General features: G+C 60.0%; 15 protein-coding genes. 8 read left to right on the plus strand and 7 right to left on the minus strand.

Annotated features, from left to right (window positions below; translation table 11 throughout):
* Positions 1 to 86 precede the first annotated feature (86 nt).
* The 4 genes from ACQUQU_RS01475 to ACQUQU_RS01490 form a co-directional block, all read right to left on the minus strand.
* A complete protein-coding gene (locus tag ACQUQU_RS01475) occupies positions 87 to 3,260 on the minus strand; it encodes an efflux RND transporter permease subunit (RefSeq protein WP_430461473.1) in 3,174 nt (1,057 codons plus the stop codon).
* Between the two features lie 8 nt (positions 3,261 to 3,268).
* The gene (locus ACQUQU_RS01480; protein WP_430461474.1) at positions 3,269 to 4,342 is read right to left on the minus strand and encodes an efflux RND transporter periplasmic adaptor subunit; all 1,074 of its coding nucleotides are present in this window, start codon (positions 4,340 to 4,342) and stop codon (positions 3,269 to 3,271) included.
* Between the two features lies 1 nt (position 4,343).
* Positions 4,344 to 5,795, minus strand: coding sequence for a TolC family protein (locus ACQUQU_RS01485; RefSeq protein WP_430461475.1), 1,452 nt, complete (start codon positions 5,793 to 5,795; stop codon positions 4,344 to 4,346).
* 237 nt (positions 5,796 to 6,032) lie between these two features.
* Positions 6,033 to 6,413, minus strand: a complete 381-nt coding sequence (locus ACQUQU_RS01490) for a hypothetical protein (RefSeq protein ID WP_430461476.1) — start codon at positions 6,411 to 6,413, stop codon at positions 6,033 to 6,035.
* A gap of 262 nt (positions 6,414 to 6,675) precedes the next feature.
* Here ACQUQU_RS01490 and ACQUQU_RS01495 point away from each other — a divergent pair, with 262 nt between their 5' ends.
* Positions 6,676 to 7,920 carry a phosphatidylinositol-specific phospholipase C domain-containing protein gene (locus ACQUQU_RS01495; protein ID WP_430461477.1) on the plus strand — a complete coding sequence of 415 codons (1,245 nt, stop codon included), beginning with the start codon at positions 6,676 to 6,678 and terminating at the stop codon, positions 7,918 to 7,920.
* Positions 7,921 to 8,110: 190 nt separating this feature from the next.
* Here ACQUQU_RS01495 and ACQUQU_RS01500 read toward each other — a convergent pair whose 3' ends face one another.
* From ACQUQU_RS01500 to ACQUQU_RS01510, 3 genes are all read right to left on the minus strand, one after another.
* Positions 8,111 to 9,013, minus strand: coding sequence for a hypothetical protein (locus ACQUQU_RS01500; RefSeq protein ID WP_430461478.1), 903 nt, complete (start codon positions 9,011 to 9,013; stop codon positions 8,111 to 8,113).
* Positions 9,013 to 10,095 carry an isopenicillin N synthase family dioxygenase gene (locus tag ACQUQU_RS01505; RefSeq protein WP_430461479.1) on the minus strand — a complete coding sequence of 361 codons (1,083 nt, stop codon included), beginning with the start codon at positions 10,093 to 10,095 and terminating at the stop codon, positions 9,013 to 9,015. The genes ACQUQU_RS01500 and ACQUQU_RS01505 overlap by 1 nt, the downstream gene beginning before the upstream one ends.
* Positions 10,096 to 10,570: 475 nt before the next feature.
* Positions 10,571 to 11,611: a fatty acid desaturase gene (locus ACQUQU_RS01510; RefSeq protein WP_430461480.1), complete on the minus strand. Its 1,041-nt coding sequence runs from the start codon at positions 11,609 to 11,611 to the stop codon at positions 10,571 to 10,573.
* Positions 11,612 to 11,853: 242 nt separating this feature from the next.
* Here ACQUQU_RS01510 and ACQUQU_RS01515 point away from each other — a divergent pair, with 242 nt between their 5' ends.
* From ACQUQU_RS01515 to ACQUQU_RS01545, 7 genes are all read left to right on the plus strand, one after another.
* Positions 11,854 to 12,870 (plus strand): AraC family transcriptional regulator ligand-binding domain-containing protein, encoded by a 1,017-nt coding sequence (locus ACQUQU_RS01515; protein ID WP_430461481.1) that lies wholly within the window; start codon positions 11,854 to 11,856, stop codon positions 12,868 to 12,870.
* Between the two features lie 100 nt (positions 12,871 to 12,970).
* A complete protein-coding gene (locus ACQUQU_RS01520; protein ID WP_430461482.1) occupies positions 12,971 to 14,995 on the plus strand; it encodes a TonB-dependent receptor plug domain-containing protein in 2,025 nt (674 codons plus the stop codon).
* Between the two features lie 13 nt (positions 14,996 to 15,008).
* Entirely contained in the window at positions 15,009 to 16,307 is a 1,299-nt protein-coding gene (locus ACQUQU_RS01525; protein WP_430461483.1) for an HmuY family protein, read from the plus strand.
* Between the two features lie 78 nt (positions 16,308 to 16,385).
* Positions 16,386 to 17,468 (plus strand): hemin-degrading factor, encoded by a 1,083-nt coding sequence (locus ACQUQU_RS01530; RefSeq protein ID WP_430461484.1) that lies wholly within the window; start codon positions 16,386 to 16,388, stop codon positions 17,466 to 17,468.
* Entirely contained in the window at positions 17,465 to 18,385 is a 921-nt protein-coding gene (locus ACQUQU_RS01535) for a heme/hemin ABC transporter substrate-binding protein (RefSeq protein WP_430461485.1), read from the plus strand. Before ACQUQU_RS01530 ends, ACQUQU_RS01535 begins: the two co-directional genes overlap by 4 nt.
* 2 nt (positions 18,386 to 18,387) lie before the next feature.
* Positions 18,388 to 19,458 (plus strand): FecCD family ABC transporter permease, encoded by a 1,071-nt coding sequence (locus ACQUQU_RS01540; protein ID WP_430461486.1) that lies wholly within the window; start codon positions 18,388 to 18,390, stop codon positions 19,456 to 19,458.
* 29 nt (positions 19,459 to 19,487) lie between these two features.
* Positions 19,488 to 20,231, plus strand: coding sequence for a heme ABC transporter ATP-binding protein (locus tag ACQUQU_RS01545; RefSeq protein ID WP_430463003.1), 744 nt, complete (start codon positions 19,488 to 19,490; stop codon positions 20,229 to 20,231).
* Positions 20,232 to 20,245: the final 14 nt, after the last annotated feature.

Here is a 20,245-nt window from a genome sequence, read left to right on the forward strand (position 1 = left end):
CTGAGTGGCCCAGACCATCAGCGCTGTGCACCCGCCGGTACAGCAGCGGCAGAATCAGCAGGGTCAGCAGGGTGGAGGACGGAACGCTACCGGTCATCCGCCCTGTGCACCCGCCGGTACAGCAGCGGCAGAATCAGCAGGGTCAGCAAGGTGGACGACAGAATGCCGCCGATCACCACAGTCGCCAGCGGCCGTTGCACTTCGGCCCCGGTGCCCGTGTTCAGCGCCATCGGCACAAAGCCCAAACCCGCCACCAGAGCCGTCATCAGCACCGGGCGTAAGCGGGTCATGGCGCCTGTGATCACCGCCTGTGTCAGGTCGGCAATGTCTTTCGCCCACAGCTCGCGGATAAACGACACCATCACCAGCCCGTTGAGCACGGCAACCCCGGACAAGGCGATAAAACCGATGCCGGCCGACACCGACAACGGCATATCGCGCGCCCACAGCGCCAGCACGCCGCCGGTCAGCGCCAGCGGCACGCCGCTGAAAATAATCAGCGCATCGCGTACCGAGCCGAACGCCATCAGCAGCAGGCCGAAAATCAGCAGCAGGGTCAGGGGAACAACCAGCGTCAGACGGTCGGTGGCCGATTGCAGCTGCTCAAAGGTGCCGCCGTATTCCAGCCAGTAACCGGCGGGTAATGGCAGATCGCGCGCGGCCCGCTGTTGCACATCGGCGACAAAACTGCCGAGGTCGCGGCCACGCACGTTGGCGCTGACGACCAGACGGCGCTTGCCGTTTTCGCGGCTGATCTGCGCGGCGGCGCTGTGCTGCACCAGCTCCGCCACGGTCTGCAGCGGCACGTACTGAGGCTGGTACTGAGACATAGCAGCGTTATTGGATGCCTTAGTGGATGGATCAGCGGAATACGACGGCGGCAGCGGCACGGGCAACGCGCCCAGCGCCTGCGGGTCGTTGCGCAAATATTCCGGCAAACGGATCTGAATGCTGAAGCGGCGGTCGCCTTCGTAAATCACACCGGCCTGTTCACCACCGACGGCGGTGGCCAGTAAGGCGTGCACATCGGCGACGCTGAGGCCGTAACGCGCCAGTGCCGCGCGGTCGGGAATCACCGACAGCATGGGCAGGCCGCTGACCTGTTCGCTGCGCGCATCGGCGGCACCGGGCGTTTGCTGCACCAGTGTCAGCAGTTGTTGCGCAATGCGCTCCAGCTGTTGCTGATCGTCGCCGAAAATTTTAATGCCCAGATCGGCGCGCACGCCCGAAATCAGTTCGTTAAAACGCATCTGAATCGGCTGGGTAAATTCGTAATTATTGCCGGGCAGGGTTTCCAGTGCGGCTTCCATGGCCGCTACCAGTTCCGCTTTCGGGCGTTGCGGGTCGGGCCATTCACTGCGCGGTTTCAGCATGACAAAGGTATCGGTCACGTACGGCGGCATGGGGTCGGTCGCCACTTCCGGTGTGCCGGTTTTGGCAAATACCGTGGCGACTTCAGTAAATTCCCGCAGCCGTTGTTCAACCAGAGTCTGCATGGTCAGCGACTGCTCAAGCCCGGTGCCGGGAATGCGCATGGCGTGCAGGGCAATATCGCCTTCGTCGAGCTGCGGAATAAATTCCGAACCTAATCTGGGCGCCAGCCATAAGCAGAACATCAGCAACAGCACGGCGCCGGTAAATACGCTTTTATCGTGCGCCAGTGCCCGTGTTAATAAACGTTGATAGCCGTTTTTTAAGCGGCGTAACAGCGCCGGATCATGATCTTTGACCGGGCCTTTTAAAAACACCGCAATGGCCGCCGGCACCAGAGTCAGACAGAACAGCATGGCGGCGAGCAGTGCCATCACCACAGTGGCGGCCATGGGGTGAAACATTTTGCCTTCGACACCGTTCAGGCTGAACACCGGCAGATACACCAGGGTAATAATGGCGACCCCGAATAACGCCGGGCGGATCACTTCGGCGGTGGCATCGAACACCAGCTGCAGACGTTCTTTTAACGGCAGCGCCAGACGTGGATCGCGCTGGGCTTCGCTTAACCGGCGGATGCAGTTTTCGACAATAATCACGGCGCCATCGACGATCAGACCAAAATCGAGCGCGCCCAGACTCATCAGGTTGGCGGACACACCGGCCTGTACCATGCCGGTCACCGTGGCCAGCATCGACAGCGGAATGACAGCGGCGGTAATCAACGCGGCGCGTAAATTACCCAGCATTAAAAACAGCACCACAATCACCAGTAGTGCGCCTTCGAGCAAATTATTCTGCACCGTGGTAATGGTTTTATTCACCAGCGTGGTGCGGTCGTACAGCACCTGAATGGTTACACCCTCGGGCAGGCTTGGCTGAATGGCCGCGAGTGCGCTGGTGACCTCGCGCGCCACCGCTCCGGCATTTTCGCCGACCAGCATCATCACAGTGCCGAGCACGGTTTCGTTGCCGTCGCGGGTCGCCGCGCCTGTGCGTAATTCGCGGCCAATGCGGATATCGGCGACATCGCGGATCAGCACAGGGCTGCGGTTGCGCTGGGTAATCACCACCTGACCAATATCGTCGGTGGTCTGCAATTGCCCCGGCGAACGCACCAGCCATTGCTGGCCTTCGCGTTCAATATAACCGGCGCCGGTGTTGCGGTTGGCGGCCAGCAGGGCGGCACTGATATCGGCCAGTGTAATATTCAGCGCCAGTAATTTTTCTGGCAGCGGGCGCACATGGTATTGCTTGTCGTAACCGCCGATGGTGTTAATTTCCACAACGCCGCTGACCTGTGCCAGACGCGGGCGGATAATCCAGTCCTGAATTTCGCGTAAATCCATGGCGTTGTACGAAGTGCCGTCGGCTTTACGCGCCTGTTCGCTGGCTTCCACACTGTAGGTGACAATTTCTCCGAGCCCTGTGGTCACCGGGCCCATGGCCGGTTCAAGGCCGTCGGGCAGGGCGTTGCCCAGCGTCATTAAGCGCTGACTGATCAGGTTGCGGGCGTGGTACAGATCGGTGCCGTCGGTAAACACCACGGTGACCTGAGATAACCCGTAACGCGACAACGAGCGGGTGTAATCGAGACCGGGTAAACCGGCCATCGCCGTTTCGACCGGCAGGGTAATGCGCTGCTCGGCTTCGGCCGGCGAAAAGCCCGGTGCTTCGGTATTAATCTGCACCTGCACATTGGTAATGTCGGGCACCGCATCAATTGGCAGGGCACGAAAACTGATGACCCCGGCGGCCAGCAACAGCAGGGTTAAGCTGAGCACAAAATAGCGGCGCGTCAGCGACGCGCGCAAAATGGTATGAATCATGGGAAACCTCAGTGCTCGTGTCCGGCGGCGGATTTTTCCTGCTCGGCTTTCAGCAGGTAACTGTTGCGCACCACATAAATGTCGCCGGCATGGAGACCGGATTTAATTTCCGTGGTTTTATCGCCGCGCACACCCAGTTGCACCGGGCGGGCGCTGAAGGTATCGCCTTGCTGAATAAATACCTGCCAGCGGCCGTCCATTTCCTGCAGGGCGCGGTTATCGACGGCGACAGCGGCCTGAATGGTTTGTACGTCGATCCAGGCGCGTGTGGTTTCGCCGGCGCGCAATGCGCAGGTGTTTTTTTCTGCGGTAGCGGATGCCAGGTGAGTGAGCGGCGCCAGTGCCTGGGACCACGGATTCACGCCATCGCTGACCAGTTGCTGAATGGGCTGAGTGTGCTGGTGGTCGCCGTGTTCTATGTGCACGGCCTGCCCCGTTTGCACCTGCTGACGGGCATCGCCGAACAGGGTTAATTCGGCCCATATACGTTCCGGGTCGGTAATGGTGAGTAAGGCGTTGTTGGGTGTTAATTCACCGGCGCCGGCCTGCAGCTGACTGACCACGCCATTAATCGGCGCGGTCAGCGGGTAGGGGCGCAGACTGTCGTTGGATTCAATAATCGCCAGTACCTGACCTTTTTGTACGCGCTCACCGGGTTGTACTTTCAGGCTTTGAATTAAACCGGGAAAACGGGCGCTGACATTAATCTGCGCACCGGGCGGTGTGATCAGACGGGCGTACAGGCTGTGGTGCTGTTCGACCTGCGCGGGTCCGGCGATGGCGGTTTCGATGCCATTGTCCTGTCGCGCTTTTTCGTCGAGATGCAGGCTTTGCGGTTCATGGTCATGCTCATCGTCATGTTCAGCGCCATGCTCGTGTTCTTCTGCATCGTGTTGCTCTGAGTCATGTTCTTCGGCGTCGTGTTCTTCGGACTCGTGATTTTCAGATTCATGATCGTGTTCTGAACCAGCCATGGCCGGTGCAGCAATCAGGGCGCTTAATAACAGCCAGAAGATTGCCGGGCGGATGCTCTCAGCATTTAAAAATAGTGGGCGTAAAGCAGCGGAAAAAATAGCGTTCATGTTAATGATCCTGGGTGAAAGTCAGTGGCTGGTCGCTGGCATGGCGGTTATCGTCGGTGAGTGCCAGACCGCTCATCTGTTCAAGACGGGTGTGGGCCAGTTGCGCGCGCGCTGCGCTGTCGATGGCCTGAAATTGCGCCTGCAATAACGCCTGCTGTGCGCTGGCCCATTCGCTGTAGCCGTAGCGGCCACGCAGATACGCGTTGCGGGTATCGCGGACGGCGCGGGTAAGCAGAGGAATCAGAGACTGCTGATAACGGCTGAGCGCGGCGGCGGCCTGCTGACGTTCAGACCAGACGGCAAAAAATACCTGCTCACGCTCACGCTCCCCTAATTGCTGCTCAAGCCCGGCACGGGTTTCGTTATTCAGCGCCTGCTGCAGCGCTGCACGGTTGCGTTCGCCACTGAACAGCGGCACCGACAGGCCGGCATTAAGGGCTGTGCTGTTGCGTTCGTTGCCCCAGGTTAAACCCAGTTGCCATTGCAGGTCGGTGGCCGACTGGCTGCGCGTTAATGCGCTTTGCGCCTGTTGCTGCTGCGCCTGCAGCGCCAGCAGCTGGTGGTCGGGTGAATTGCGCAGGGCCTGCAGGGTTTGTGTGTAATCCGGCAGTGTTGCCAGACGGAATAAATCACCGCGCAGCGGGGTCATGGCTGCGGCTTCCGGATTTTTGTTCGGATTTAAATAACGCGCCAGTTGCTGCCGCAATACATCGCGTTCGCTCTGCCACTGGCTGAGATCGACTTCCGCCTGCAGCAGTGCCGCTTCAGCGCGCCATTGTTCGGCGGCGGGTGCTGCACCCTGAGTTACACGGGCGGTTACGTCGGCCACGACTGCCCGCGCGCTTTCAAGCGCGTTTGCTGCCAGCTCGGTTTGTTGCTGGCGGGTGAGGGCGCGGATAAATAAATCGCTTAACGCGGCGATTTCAGCCAGCGCATTGGCGCGTCGTTGAACCTCGGCCTGCGCGTACACCGAGCGCGCCAGCGCCTGGCGTTGGCTCTGACGGTCACCGCGCTCCAGTACCGACGACAGCGTCAGTCCGGCTTCCAGTTGACGGCCATTTTGGAGGTCAGCGCTGCCGGTCAGATTATCCAGTGTCAGACTCAGCGTTTTGGCTGGCGCCATGCTGGCCTGAGTCAGCGCCAGATTGGCGTCGCTTAAGGTGAGGTCGGCCAGTTTAAGTTGCGGGTTGTTGCGCAGTAATTGCGTCAGCGCGTCCGCCAGCGTCAGGCCGCTCTCTGGTTGCAGCAGATCAGGCTCGGCTGAAGTAGCTTGGGCTGACTCAGGAGCGGCTGATACGGCCGCCCGGACCTGCAGCGGCAGCCATAGCAAGGTCGCGATGAACAGGGTGGAAAGCGCTGAAAAAAAACAGCGTGGCAATAATAAAAATAACCGTGCCCGTCGTGGGGCGTGGGCAGGTGCGCGGCCAATGGCCACGGCCGGATAATTCGGCATAAAAAATGTCCCGTTTTCTCTGGTTTTTCTGGCGTTGTTCGTGTGCCGCAATGCGTGGCGGACGCGCAGAACAGCGCATGAATAAAACTGTGAAAACTCAGGCACACAGACGGTTTGACCCGGCGACGCAGCGCCAGAAAATCAGACGCGCTAAATCATACGAGCAGGCGCCAGGCAAAAACCCAGCGCCGGACAGCGGCGTTCGCATCCGGAAAATGGTGTGTGCTGAGCAGCGGCTCAGAGAATTGGGGGGCGGAAAATCGCGTTGGGGTTCAGCCCGCGATAACGCTCGCTGGCAGACGGGGGCAGTTGCAGGGCAATCACAGCGGCCTGCTGGTGGGTCTGTGCACTCAGTGCCAGATGCGCACTGTGGCCGTTGCACAGGCAGCAGTGGTCGCAATGCTCACTGTCGCTGGCGGCATTACCGGCGACGTCAGTGGCCGCGTTGCTGACATATGCAGAAACACTTTGTGCCGGGGTAAGGCTGGCATGGTGGTTATCGGCATCGCCAACCAAACCGGCGATGGCTTCACTCACGGGCAGCAGGGTTTGCAGCGTCAGCATGAACGCCAGCAACCAGAAACGCAGACCTGTTTTTTCGCGGCTGAAAAAACTCATGAGTGACTTGTCAGTAAAGAGTGGACGGTTAGGGACTCTAGCACAGGCGCCGGCGTAGACGGCAGCGGAATTGTGTAAAAAAGCGTAAGGGGGGAGGGGAGTGTGTGGCATGTCAGGCCATTTTTCGGCCGGGTTTTGCCTGTCCGGCCAGTTTTATTTCATACTTATCGAAACTGTACGATCGTACGGTTTTGAGAAAAAGAATAATAACTGTGACTGACCGGCAGTATGTCGTGCGGTTGCTCTGAACGGAAGGGTATCCATGAAAAAAACGCTGCATTTCTCCCAGCTTCTCGCCTCCTCGGGTCTTCTGTCGGCCGGTTTACTGATGTCGGCGGCGGCCTCGGCCATGAGCTCGACGCCACCATCGGATCCGATTGTGGATTTTCAGAACAGCTGGGCCGGTAAAGCACTGGCGCATCAGCGCAGCCTGGACATGAAGTCGCCACTGGCCGACAACAACATTCTGGGTTCGCACAACTCCTACAACTCTGAGGTGTACAGCGACCCGACCCGCTACCTCGATCCGCAACAGAAGCATTCCATTTACGACCAGATGCGCATCGGTGCGCGCTTTGTCGAGCTGGATGCCCACTGGACTGCACACACCCACGGCTGGCCATGGGAATGGGGTACAGACCTGCTGCTGTGTCACTCCGGTATCGGCACCGAGTGGGGTGATCTGCACGTGGGTTGCAGCCTGACCGACCGCTTTGTGAAGGACGGTGTGCAGGAAGTGGCGAATTTCCTGAACGATAATCCGGAAGAAGTGATCATTCTGTATTTCGAAGATCACACCGACGGTCACCATCAGGAATTGCTGAATATTCTGAACGATAAACTGGGCGGAAAAATTTACGCCAGTGGCGGCTGTAAGAGCATTCCGTCGACCCTGACCAAAACTCAGGTACGTGCCGCCGGTAAACAGATTGTGCTGTGGAAAGACGGCGGTTGTTCCGGCAACGCCGGTATGGCGAATCTGGCCTACACCGGCCTCGGTCAGGTTGACCGTATCTGGGAAGACCGCACCAGCGTAGGCGCCATCGGTGCTTTCTTTACCGGTGGTTCGGTTAACCGCATCGAAGCGGCGGACGTGGTGCAGGCGTTTAAAAACGGCGGCAATATCGTCAACCTCGACGACCTGACCTACAACGACGGACGCATGGCGGCCGGTGTCTGGTCATGGGACAACGGCGAGCCGAACAATTACAACGGCAATCAGGATTGCGCGGTGCAGTGGGGCAATGGCCGCTGGGACGACGCCAACTGCGACAGCCGTTATTTCTTCGCCTGTGAAGACGCCAATGGCAACTGGGCACTGAGCAACTGGTCCGGTGTCTGGACTGAAGGCGCCAGCGCCTGTTCTCAGCTGAGCGGTGGTTATCACTTCAGCGCGCCAACCAACAGCAAAGCCAACGACGCGTTAAAGGCTGTAAAAGGCGGTGTCAGCCATGTGTGGCTGAACGCGTCTGACCGTGCGACCGAAGGCAAGTGGGTGGCTAACTGAGTGGCGTATATTCCGGGCGGTCAATCCGCCCGGCAATAAAACGAGCGACAGCAAGAAAATAAAAAGGGAGACAGTGTCTCCCTTTTTATTTTTCATTTCTTCCTTTTGCTTTCAGCGTTTTCTGTTTTTATCTTTTCCCGTTTTTATCTTTCTCTGAGAGGCTTTTTGTGGGCGCATTAACGCCGTCAGTTTATACGACCTTACGCGTGTAACGGGTCAGGGTGCGCGCTTCATCCTGATACCAGGCTTCGGCGTCGTGGGTGGTGCTGGTGGCCGGTGAAAAGGCAAAATTCAGGTCGTAGGTGTCGACCCGGAATGTGCGCAGCAGGGCTTTGTCATGCTGACTCAGTGTCTGGGTTACAAAACCCGGTTCGGCGTTGGCAAAACCAAACAGAGGCAATAAAGGTTCACCCACGCGTTGCGGATGCAGGGCGTCGGTAACGATAAATCCGTCGCTCAGCGAACCACGGCCGATGGCGGTTTCAAAGCCGAACGGATTCCGGGCGACAGTGCCATGTTCGTGGTTTTCAGCCGGGTTTTCCGCCTGATTTTCCACATCAGGCTGGCGGTCCAGTACCCAGCCGGCCAATGTGCCGCAGATAATCAAGGCGCCTTTGCGCTCGGTGCTCACGCCGGTAATCAGGTCTTGCTCGCTGAGTAATTCCAGCGCAATTAACGGGCCCGGTTTATCGCTTAATAAACGCCAGTCTTCGACATACACGCCGCTTGGCGCGAATTCCGTCATGCAGTTGCCGGTGCGTTGCAGCAGCGCGGCTTCGGGCCAGCGGTTGTGCCGCTGAAAACTGGCGCCGCCTTCCCAGTTCAGTTGCTGGCCGTCCCATACTGAATCGCCGTACCAGCCTTCGTAATCGGCGAATAATTCCGGTTCATCGCTGCCCACCTGTTCGTTACAGCGCGGCAGGCGCAGGTCGATGGTCAAGCGTTGCGACTGCAGCCAGAACACGCGGGTGTCGATGTCGGTCAGACCGTTGGCAAAGGTGATGGAGCGGCGGCGGAAGGCACCGCGCATCCAGTCGGGTACCGGATCTCCGGACAAATGGGCCACCACAGCAGGCAGTTCAGATAAATGCATTACGGAGTCTCCAGAGCGTCGCGTAAATGGCCAAATGACGATGCGGCATGGGCACTGTCGGGTAAGGTAATTTCCCCGGCTGCCAGGCGCTCTTTCAGATAGCGGAAGGTATGAATGGTCTGGGCGTACAGATGATCGCCGCAGGTTAATGGCTGGTAATGGCCGGGGGCTATGCCGGCGGCTTCGCTGACCAGCGGGCGGATAACCACGTCGTAATCCAGCGTGCAGAACAGCGGAAACGAATAGCGTTCTTCGCGCACTTTACGCACGCGGTGCGAGGTCGCTTTAAAGCGGCCGTTGCTTAAAATTTCGAGCATGTCGCCTATGTTCACCACAAAGCAGCCGGGTTTGACCGGCGCGTTAATCCATTGCCCCTGACCGTTCAGCACTTCAAGGCCATCGGCGGTGGGCAGCAGCAGGGTGAAGCATTCGTAATCCGTGTGCGCGCCAATGCCTTCGCGGTCGGTGGCAGCGGCATCAAACGGATAATGAATCAGGCGCAGCTGATTGGGCGGATTATTCATCTGCCGGGTGAAGGTGAATTCATCCAGATCAAGCGCCAGCGCAAAGGCGCGGAACAGCAGACGGCCAAGGTCCAGCGCGTCGTCGTAATAGGCTTTGATATCGTCTTTAAACCCCTCGATATCCGGCCACTGCATCGCGCCGAGCATGGGCCGTTTCTGGGTAAAGTCGGTGAGGTCAAAGCTTACGTCGTAGGCTTCTTTACGGTCGGTTTTACCGCCGTAAAACTGCTCTTCACCTTCCGGTACGTAGCCGCTGTGATTGGCCGAATGGCCTATGTACCAGCGCATTTTTTCGGCCATTGGGCGGTCAAAAAAGGCACGGGTCTGGTTAATCAGCCGTGCCATGCGTTCGTCGCTGATATGGTGGTTGCGGATGTACAGAAAGCCGACCTGTTCGGCGGCGTGGGCGATGTCGCGTGCCACGCGCTGACGTTCGCTCAGGTCGTCGCTGTACAGACCGCCAATGTCGATCACCGGAATCGACTGAAAATCCCGGCTGGTATTCTCTTCACTGACCGGCGCTGGTTGTGTAAGTGGTGTGCTGGCTTCGGCTGCCATGGTGTCTCCTGAATCGGTCACGGCGAACGTCGTCGTGGCCTTGTTGAACAGACATTGACTGGTCGTCCAGCGTGCTTCCGGTAAACACCGGCCGGGTCGTCCCGGAACTCAGACAGAGGCAAAAAGCAAACCAGCTTTCAGCGGGTATCAGAATCGCGCCGATAAATCCGGATTAATTATGAAAAAGCCAGTAAAAAAGGCGGTTAAACGCGCTGAATAAGGGCACAGAAAAGGACGGGTGAATCGCTTCAGTGCAGCGCCGGGTGGGCGGTATTTTTTCTGGCCGTTTCTGAATAAGAATTAATGGCAGAATTGGTAAGGAATGGCAGGCATTAATGGTCAGGAATTAGTGAATGGTTGCCCGGAAATGCTGTCGCAGGGGGCTGGTTCTTCCGGTACGGAAGAGCCATTTAAAACCGCACAGTCGGGTTTCGGGCGGTTTTTCTGGGGTGGGACAGACGGTTTCAGAATATGCTCAGGCCGTCGCGGCTTTACCCTGTACCTGTCCGGCTTCAAAACGGTTGCGGCGTAAAAAGGTGCCCAGATCATTAAAGGGAACGCCCTGTTCGCGCATCACCTTATGCGCGGCGGCGGCGGTCAGCTGGCGGATATAAAAGGGTTCGCCCACCACAAAATGGTGAATGCCGTGGGTGCTGCCGAAGTTAAAGCAGAACAGCTGGAACGGCCAGAACAGCGGATGCGTCAGCACCTGAGTCTGCTTCAGTACGGAATCCACATTGCCGTAATAGTGCATGTTCGAGCTGATGAAATTAATGCTGAACGAGCGCAGGTAAAACGGCGCAATCAATACCACCACCCATTTATCCAGCAGGGCGAAATTGGCGATGGTGTCAGCGCTCCACTGCGGCGCAAAGCCGGTGTACGGCGCCAGCAGATTGATGGCGTGATAACCCAGCACGCTGTACCACACCGAGGCGGTGATCCACGGCAGCGGGAAATTACCCGCCAGCACGCGGGCAAAGTGGTACAGCTTTTTGCCTTTCGGCGCTTCCAGCAGGGCGCGGGTCAGGTTACCGGCAAAGGTGTCGAGCATGATCAGCCAGCGCAGCGGGCCAAAGCTGCGGCCATTGCCGATGCCACGCTCTTCGATGTCGGCTTCGCTGCCCGAGGTTTTGTGATGCAGGAAGTGCAGGTAGCGGCGGATCCACGGATTAATGGTGCCGGGACGCGCCAGCCAGACGCCGGCCATCATCAGGTGATGCACCAGCTTGTTGTTCTTGAAGTACTGCCAGTGAATCAAATCGTGCTCCAGCTCGTGCAGCAGCGAGGTCAGGAAGGCGACCAGCGGAATGCACAGCCAGGCGCTCATCAGACCGTGCCAGTAGGCCCAGCCGCTGGCGACCATGCCGCCGATGGCGAACAGGAAAACGCTCATGCCGATCAGATTCTGTCTGGCCAGAATCGGGTAACGGGCGCGCGCATCGTCGCCGGCCTGACGCACGACGCGGCGGATGGTGTCGATGCGTTCGGCATCGGTGAGATTGTTGTTATTCATAGCTCTGATCCTGAGTGGGTTCTTTGCGGGTGAAAACCGCCCGGCGCGGAGTGCAGCCACCGGGCGTGACCGCATTAACGCCGCAGAGGGGGAGTAACGGCTATTTGCTTGTCTGTTTTTGGCCTGAATCCCCCTTCTTTTTGGCCGTAAGGCCCGGGATACTCGGGGCACTGTCATCGGCTCTGGCCGGTGTTCGCCAGCGCATAAGACCTCGTACTGAAGCCTTCAGAGACAAACCCGCTATGAGTCAGCTCGAACAACAGGCGATATACCCCGGCGCAGAGCTGTTTCTGCTGAAGCAGTTCATGCGCCGCGAAGGCATAGACCCGCTGCAGGCACTGCCCGGCACCGGGCTTGAGGTGGCGCAGCTCAACCGCGCCGATTCGCTGGTGTCGTCGGATCAGTTCGACCGTCTGTACCGCAACCTGTACCGGCTGGCCGGGCGCGACGACTTCGGGCTGGTGCTGGGGCAGGCGCTGAACCTGTCGCGCTGGGGGCTGCTGGCCATGGCGCTGCAGAGCAGCAAAACTCTGGGCGATGCCCTGACCACCGCCAACCGCCTGCGGGTGCTGCTGCGCAGCCGCTTCACCCTGAGTGCGCGCATGGACGGCGATTACTACGACATTGAAGTGCGCCGCCGCGAGGGCATGAGTTACCCGCTTAATCCGGTGTTTGCTCACGAAATGCTGCTCGCCAGCCTGCAGGAACAGATCCGCCAGTTGCTGGGCGGCGACTTCCGTTTCGACGCCATCCGACTGAATTACCCGGCGCCCGCGCAGCAGGGCGCCTACGAACCCTGTTTTCATTGCCCGGTGCGCTTCAGCCGCGCCGACAGTGGCTTCCGCATTCACCGCGACACCATGCATCGCGCCCTGCCGCTGGCCAATCCGGCGTCCAAGCAGCAGGCCATGCAGGTGGCCGAGGCCGAGCTGGCCCGCGTGGTTCAGGTGCAGAAAGGCGATATTCTGTTTCAGGTGCGGGCGCAGTTGCAGCAGGCGCCCGCGCTGTCACTGGACGAAGTGGCGGCTCAGCTGGCATTGTCGGGCCGTACCCTGCGCCGGCGGTTGCAGGAGCAGGGCCATCACTTCCGCGCGCTGGCCGACGAAGCCCGGCTGGAACAGGCCATGCGCCTGCTCGACGAACCGCGGCAGAAGGTCGTTGCGGTGGCGGAAGCCTGTGGTTTCCGCGATGTGGCCAGCTTCCGCGATGCCTTCCGGCGCTGGAGCGGACAAACCCCGCAGGGGTACCGCCGGCAGTAGCCTTTAGGTTAGTCATTAGTAAATCTAAATGATAATGACTTGTATTTAGATTTAATCAGAATCATACTCCGCGCCATCTCAACGATGGGGTCGCAGTCTGATGTCTATGTTTTCAGCCCGCCTGCCGGGCCGCCCACGCTTCCTTTGCCATGCGGTATGCGCGCTGGTCGTGCTTTCGCAACCTGTGTTGGCGCAGACAGAACCCTCAGATACCAGCGTCAGCGAACTGGGCCTGACCGTGGTCACCGCCTCGCGCACCGAGCGCCGTCTCGACGACACCCCCGTACGCACCGAACTCATCAGCGGCGACGAGCTGCGCAAAACCCACGCCCGCTCACTTAAAGACGCGCTGGAAAACGTCGCCGGTCTGCAGCTGCGCGAAATTCACGGTAAATCCGGTTACGAAGCCACCCTGCAGGGCATGACCAGCGATCAGTTGCTGATTCTGATCGACGGTATGCCGCTCGCCGCCAGTACCGGTTCTACCGTCGATCTCAGTCAGTACGCGCTGGCCGATGTCGAGCGCATTGAAGTGGTGAAAGGCGCGGCCTCGGCGCAGTACGGATCATCGGCCATGGGCGGCGTGATCAACGTCATTACGCGCAAACCGGGCACCGGTTTTAACGCCGCACTGACCCATGATGTCGGTTCCTACGGCGGTCAGAACACCACTGGCAATGGCCAGAGCGTGGCGCAGCGCCATACCAATGCATTGATCGAAGGCGGCAATGACCAGTGGCAGGCGCGCCTCAGTGCCGACCGCCGTGACACCTCAGGCTTTGATGCCGACGACAGCAACTGGGTACGTCAGGGCGATGACAGCGACCGCCGTCAGTTGGCGGCACGTTTAAGCTGGACACCCGCTACCGGGCAATATCTGGCGCTCGACCTGCAGCAATTCCGCGAAGACGATATTCAGTGGTTAAGCGAAGAAATTGCCGGCCGTTATCCGAATAAATTCGAAGCCATTGAGCGTGACCGCATCGCGCTGGCGTCGGGTTTTACGCTGGGGGCGACGCGCTTTACTGTGAAGGCGCTGAGCGAGCGCTATCAGAGCGACAGCTATAAACAGAATCTGGGCTACAGCGCCTCCTACGATAACCGCGATATGACGCTCGATACCGGGGTCCTGTCGCTGCAGGCCGACCGGCCGATGACCCTGTGGCAAGGTGCCCATGAATTACAGCTGGGGCTGGATTACCGCCACGAATCACTGACGCAATTTAATAACGGCGTGGCCGAAATCGGCAGCTCGGGTTCGGCCGCGCGCAGCAACAGCGAATTCTTTATTCAGGACGATTATTTCTTCAGTGATCAGGGCGAACTGGTGACCGGCGTGCGCCTGCAGCAGGATTCGGATTTCGGCGCCTATACCTCACCGAAAATCGCGCTGAAATACCGGCTGCAACCCCTCGGCGATGTGCAGATGCTGCTGCGCACCAGCGTCGGCACCGGTTATCGCGTACCGAATTTAAAAGAGCGTTATTACACCTTCGACCACAGCTCGCTCGGTTATATGGTGCTGGGTAATCCGGATCTGAAACCCGAGTCGTCACTCAGTTATCAGGCCGGTGTGCTGCTGCAATTCGCCAGCCGGCGCGAGCTGGATATCAACGCCTTTTATAACGACATCCACGATCTGATTCAGACCGATACCGACAATTACAGCGTGGTCGATGGCATTGCCATTTACAGCTACGACAACATCGACAATGCCCGTACCTACGGACTGGAAACCGTCTACCGCGACAGCCTGACCGACAGCGTCAGCCTGAATCTATCGCACACCTACACCCGTGCCGAAAACACCGATACCCACAAAGTGCTGACCCGCCGCCCTGAACACATTGGCCGCTTCGGTGCCGACTGGGAAATCACGCCGTCGCTGACGCTGGTCGGCCGCGTGCGTTATCAGTCGCGCGAATTATCGTCCACCTCGCCGGATATCTGGTCACCGGGCTGGACCACCACAGATTTAAAAATGACCTGGCAGAGCACCGGCTGGCTGACCTTGTTTTCCGGGGTCGACAACGTAGCCAACCGCCAGCGCGATTTTTCCAGCGGCACCGATTTTGGTCCGGTCGCCGGACGCTTTACCTACCTCGGATTCACACTGAATTATTAAAAAGGAGCAGAGTATGAAACCAGCACTGAAATGGGGATTTCCCTTTATTGCGGTTCTGATGATGACGGCCTGTGGCGGCTCATCGGACAGTAACAATACCGACGACAGCGACAACACTGACAACACCAGCGGCGAAAATTCGTCCGGAAATACAACGGAAGACACCAGCCAGTTTACCTCCAGCGCCGAATGGATTATTGCCCCGGCGGCCAGCAGCGAAACCTGTTTTGATTTCGACAGCAACGGCGAAGTCGATTGTTCCGGCAGCGAATGGGACATCAAGCTGGCCATGGGCTCACGCACGCCGGCGTTTTACACCAACAGTGGCGAAAGCGGTGACGGCAGCGGCGGTACCCTTGGCAGCCCGTTCGCGTACACCTGGGAAACCCTGCAGGCATTTGCCTCCGGCACCGAAGACAACGAAGGCAATGCCCTGAGCAGCTATTCCTACGTCACCGACAGTCTGGATAACGCCTTTGCCAACAGCGACAACAGCATTGGCTCGGCGGTGTTCGAATACACCAGCACCCATAAATTGCTGTCGAATTACAGCGTATTTCTGGTAACGGCCGACAACAGCATCAGCTACAGCGCCACCGACAGCAATGTGTACGCCGTGCAGATTACCGGTTATTACGGCGGTGACACCGGTTCGACCAGTGGTTACCCAACCCTGCGCTGGGTGAACGTGGCCGAGCTGACCAACGACCCGGATAACGCCGTGGTACACGAAACCACCCTGAACGCTGCCAGCGGCTGGGTCTATTTCGATCTGGTCAGTGGTGAAACCGTGGCCGACGCCGCCAGCAGCGACTGGCAGCTGGCGTTTTACCGCTACAACGTAAAATCCAACAGCGGTATTTCCGGCAGCGGTACGGCCGGCAGTTTTTACGCCCAGCAACCGGCGGGTTTTTATGACGCCGAAGGCGCTGTGATTGAATCCGCCTTCAGCGATGCCGACATTATTGCCGCCGCCGAGAGCGCCCTGACCGACACCAGCGGCTGGACTGCGTGGAGTGCCCGCACCGCCTGGGCCACCGACGCTGCGTATTCGGTGCTGAACCCGGATTATCAGGGTACGTATCCTGATCTGCTGTATTACGGTTTTTACGCCTACGACGCGACCGGTGCGACCAATGGCACGCAGCATATTCTGCTGGCCACTCCGGACAACGGCGTGATGCTGCGCTCCGGCAGCGGTAATTCCTATGCCCGTATGCACCTGACGGCGCTGACCTACGCCGACAGCAGCGACAGCTCCAGCCAGACCACCTGGACTTTTAATTTCGACGTACAGCCAGCTGCGGAATAAGCGCTGATTGTTCTGCCTTTTTCCGGGTCGTTTGCGGCCCGGTTGACCATTTTTTCCGGACCTTTGGGGAGACACCTTATGAATCAGGCATATCAGGAACTGGCACAACGCTGGCAGGCCTTGCTGAACGACAACCCGGCGCTGCGCATCCGTAATGCGGCAGCTTTGCTTGGCGTCAGCGAAGCGGAATTACTGGCCACCCGTCAGGGGGCTGAAACCCAGACCGACGGTAACGTGATTCGTCTGAACGGCGATTTTAAAAAAATCCTGAGCGAAATTGAGTCGCTCGGTGAAGTCATGGCGCTGACCCGCAACGACGCCATGGTGCACGAAAAAACCGGTCAATATAAAAACATCAGCATTCACGGCAACATGGGTCTGGCGCTGGGTGTCATTGATCTGCGTATTTTCTTTACCCGTTTTATTACCGGCTTTGCCGTAACGGAAATCACCGCCCACGGCGAGCGTAACAGCCTGCAGTTTTTTGATGGTCAGGGTGAGGCGGTGCATAAAATTTACGCCACCGCCAATACCGATATGGCGCAATTCCGTGCGCTGGTTGAACGCCATGCTGCCGGCGAACAGTCGATTCCTGTGCCGGTGGACGCGGGCGAAAAAACCGATTTTCTGTCGCAGCCGGCGGCCCTCGACGGCGCGGCACTGGAAGAAGAATGGCGCGCATTAAAAGACGTTCACCATTTTCAGGCGATGCTGAAAAAGCACGGCATTGAACGCATTCCGGCCTACGAAAATGTGCCCGACGATCTGGCGTTGCCGGTGGCCGCTGCCGCCTTTGAAGACGCTTTAACCCAGGCTGCTGCGACGGATTTATCCATCATGGTGTTCGTCGGCAGTCCGGGTGTGATTCAGATTCACACCGGCACCGTGCGTAATCTGAAACGCACCGGCCCGTGGTTTAACGTGCTCGACCCGGATTTCAACCTGCACGCCGACACCACTGCCATCGGCAGCGCCTGGATTGTGCGTAAGCCAACCGCCGATGGTCTGGTAACGTCGCTGGAAGTGTTCGACACCCAGGGGCGTCAGCTGGCGCTGTTGTTTGGTGAACGCCATAACGGCGAAGCCGAACAGGGCGCGTGGCGGACACTGGCCAATCAGCTGGCTGAGCGACACGCCCTGCGCGAGGAAAGTGCGGCATGAGCGGCCTGCTGCGGATAAGCGCCCGCGCTCTGGGGCTGTTGCTGGTCTGCGCTGCCTGCGGTGCGACGGCCAGTCAGCCGGCTTCTGATTCAGGCGCCAACAATACAGGCACCAGCAAGACAGGCAGCATTGTCAGCGTCGACGGCGCCCTGACCGAGATCGTCTATGCCTTAGGCGCCGAACAGCGTCTGCTGGGCGTGGATACCACCAGTCTCTACCCGGCGGCGGCGCAGCAGCTGCCGCAGGTCGGCTACATGCGCGCGCTGTCGGCCGAAGGCATTCTGTCGCTGCGCCCGGCCACGGTGCTGGCCAGCCGCGACGCCGGTCCGGCGGTGGTGTTTGATCAGCTGAGCGCCGCCGGTGTGCAGGTGGTGCGCATCAGCACCGACGATTCGGCCGCGGGCGTGGCCGATAAAATCCGCCAGGTCGCTCAGGCGCTGGACATCCCGGTACAGGGCGAGGCACTGGCGACACAGGTGCTGGCCGATACCCAACGTGTGCTGGATGCCATTCCCGACGGTGAGTCGCCGCGCACCCTGTTTCTGATGGGGGCCGGTGGCCGGGGGCTGATGGCGGCCGGCAGTGCCACGCGGGCACAGGCGCTGTTGAGCATGACCGGCGCGCACAACGTGCTGGCACATCAGGGCTACAAGCCGGTGAATGCCGAAAGCGCGTTGCAGGCGGCGCCCGAGGTGGTGCTGGTCGGTCAGACCGGCGCCATGGCCACGGACAGCCTGCAACCTCTGCTGGCGATGACCCCGGCGGCGCAGAACGCCCGAGTGCACGGCCTGGATGCCGGCCTGATTCTGGGCTTCGGCCCGCGTCTGCCCGAGGCGTTAAGCGCGGTCCTGCCGCTGTTGTATCCGCAGGTGGCGGGTCGCTGGGCGCCGGCGGCACTGGCGACGGTACCGGACTGACCATGAGCGACGTGCAGGCATCCACCACCTTCAGCCGTCCGCGCTGGTCGCCCTGGTGGCCGTTCTGGGCCTTATCAGCGGCGCTGTTGCCGGCGGCGGTGTGGTCGTTGTTGAGCGGGCCCATGGCTTTGTCCGGCAGCGACGTCGGGCAGGGGTTGCTGAATGCACTGACGCAGGCGCCATCGTCCGGCGCCGCCGATTGGGTGGTGCGCGAACTGCGTTTGCCCAGGGTCGTGCTGGCCATGCTGGTCGGCGCCGGACTGGCGGTGGCCGGCACCCTGACTCAGGGCGTGTTCCGCAATCCGCTGGCCGATCCGGGGCTGATTGGCGTGGCGTCGGGGGCGGCGCTGGCGGCAGTGGCCGTGATCGTGCTGAGCAGCACCTGGCTGGCCGGCTGGGTCAGTCTGACCGGCCCCTTTGCCTTACCACTGGCGGCCTTTGCCGGTGGTCTGGGGGTGACTCTGGTGATTTACCGTCTCGGTACCCGTCATGGCCAGACGCAGGTGGCGCTGTTGCTGCTCGCCGGCGTGGCGGTGAATGTGCTGGCCGGTGCCGCCACCGGGGTACTCACCTATATGGCCAACGACCAGCAGCTGCGCGACATGACCTTCTGGTCGATGGGCTCGCTGGCCTATGGCCGCTGGCGCGAAATTCTGGCGTTGCTGCTGTTCATTCTTTTGCCGCTGCTGATCAGCCTGCGCTCGGCCCGGGTGTTGAACGCCCTGCTGATGGGCGAGCGCGTGGCCGAACATCTGGGCTTCGACGTGCAGCGCGCGCGGCGCTGGTTGCTGGCCTGCGCCGCCATGATGGTCGGTGCTGCGGTGGCGGTGGTGGGCATGATCGGTTTTATCGGTTTAGTTGTTCCGCACCTGCTGCGGCTGCTGATCGGGGCTGATCACAGGTATCTGCTGCCGGCCTCGGCGGTGGGGGGCGCACTGCTTCTGCTGCTGGCCGATACCCTGGCGCGCACCCTGCTGGCACCGGCCGATCTGCCGGTGGGGCTGGTGATGGCGCTGATCGGCGGGCCTGTGTTTCTCGGATTATTACTGCAACAGGCAGGGAGGTGGCGCTGATGCTGAAGGCACAGAATCTGACTGTAACGGTGGGGCACAAAACCCTGCTCGACAACGTCAGCCTGACGTTAAAACCCGGTGAGCGGCTGGCCGTGCTGGGGCCGAACGGCGCCGGTAAATCGACTCTGCTCGATTGCCTGAGCGGCAGCCGGGTGGCTAGCCAGGGCGACGTGCTGCTGCAGAACCGGCCGCTCAACCACTGGGTGGCCGGCCAGCGGGCGCGCCGTCTGGCGGTGATGCAGCAGACGGTGCAGCTGTCGTTTCCGCTGCGGGTCTGGCAGGTGGTGGCCATGGGGCGCAGTCCTCATGGCGACGATCAGCAGACTCAGGGCGCCCAGCGCGAGGCCATGCAACTGGCCGGCGTCTGGCATCTGCGTCAGCGTCAGTATCCGGGCTTGTCCGGTGGCGAACAGCAGCGCGTGCAATTGGCGCGGGTGCTGGTGCAGATCTGGGAAGCGCGCCACAGCGGGCAGGGCTATTACCTGCTGCTCGACGAATGCACCTCAGCCCTCGACCCGGCGCATCAGCACGGCGTGATGGCGGTGATCCGCGATTTTGCCCGGCAGGGCACGGCGACGCTGGCGGTGATGCACGACATCGCCCTGGCGGCCAGCTGGGCCGACCGCGTGCTGATGTTAAAAAACGGCCGTGTCTGTGCGCTGGGGCCGGTGGATCTGCTGCTCGACCAGACCTGTCTGGCCGAAACCTACGAACTGCCGCCGGCGCTGGCGGCCCGCTACGCCCGTCAGTGTCAGCAGTGGGCCTGTGTTTAGTGCGCCTGTGTTTA

Origin of the sequence: Thalassolituus sp. LLYu03 (genome assembly GCF_050507655.1) — a bacterium.
GTDB lineage: Bacteria > Pseudomonadota > Gammaproteobacteria > Pseudomonadales > Oceanobacteraceae > Venatoribacter.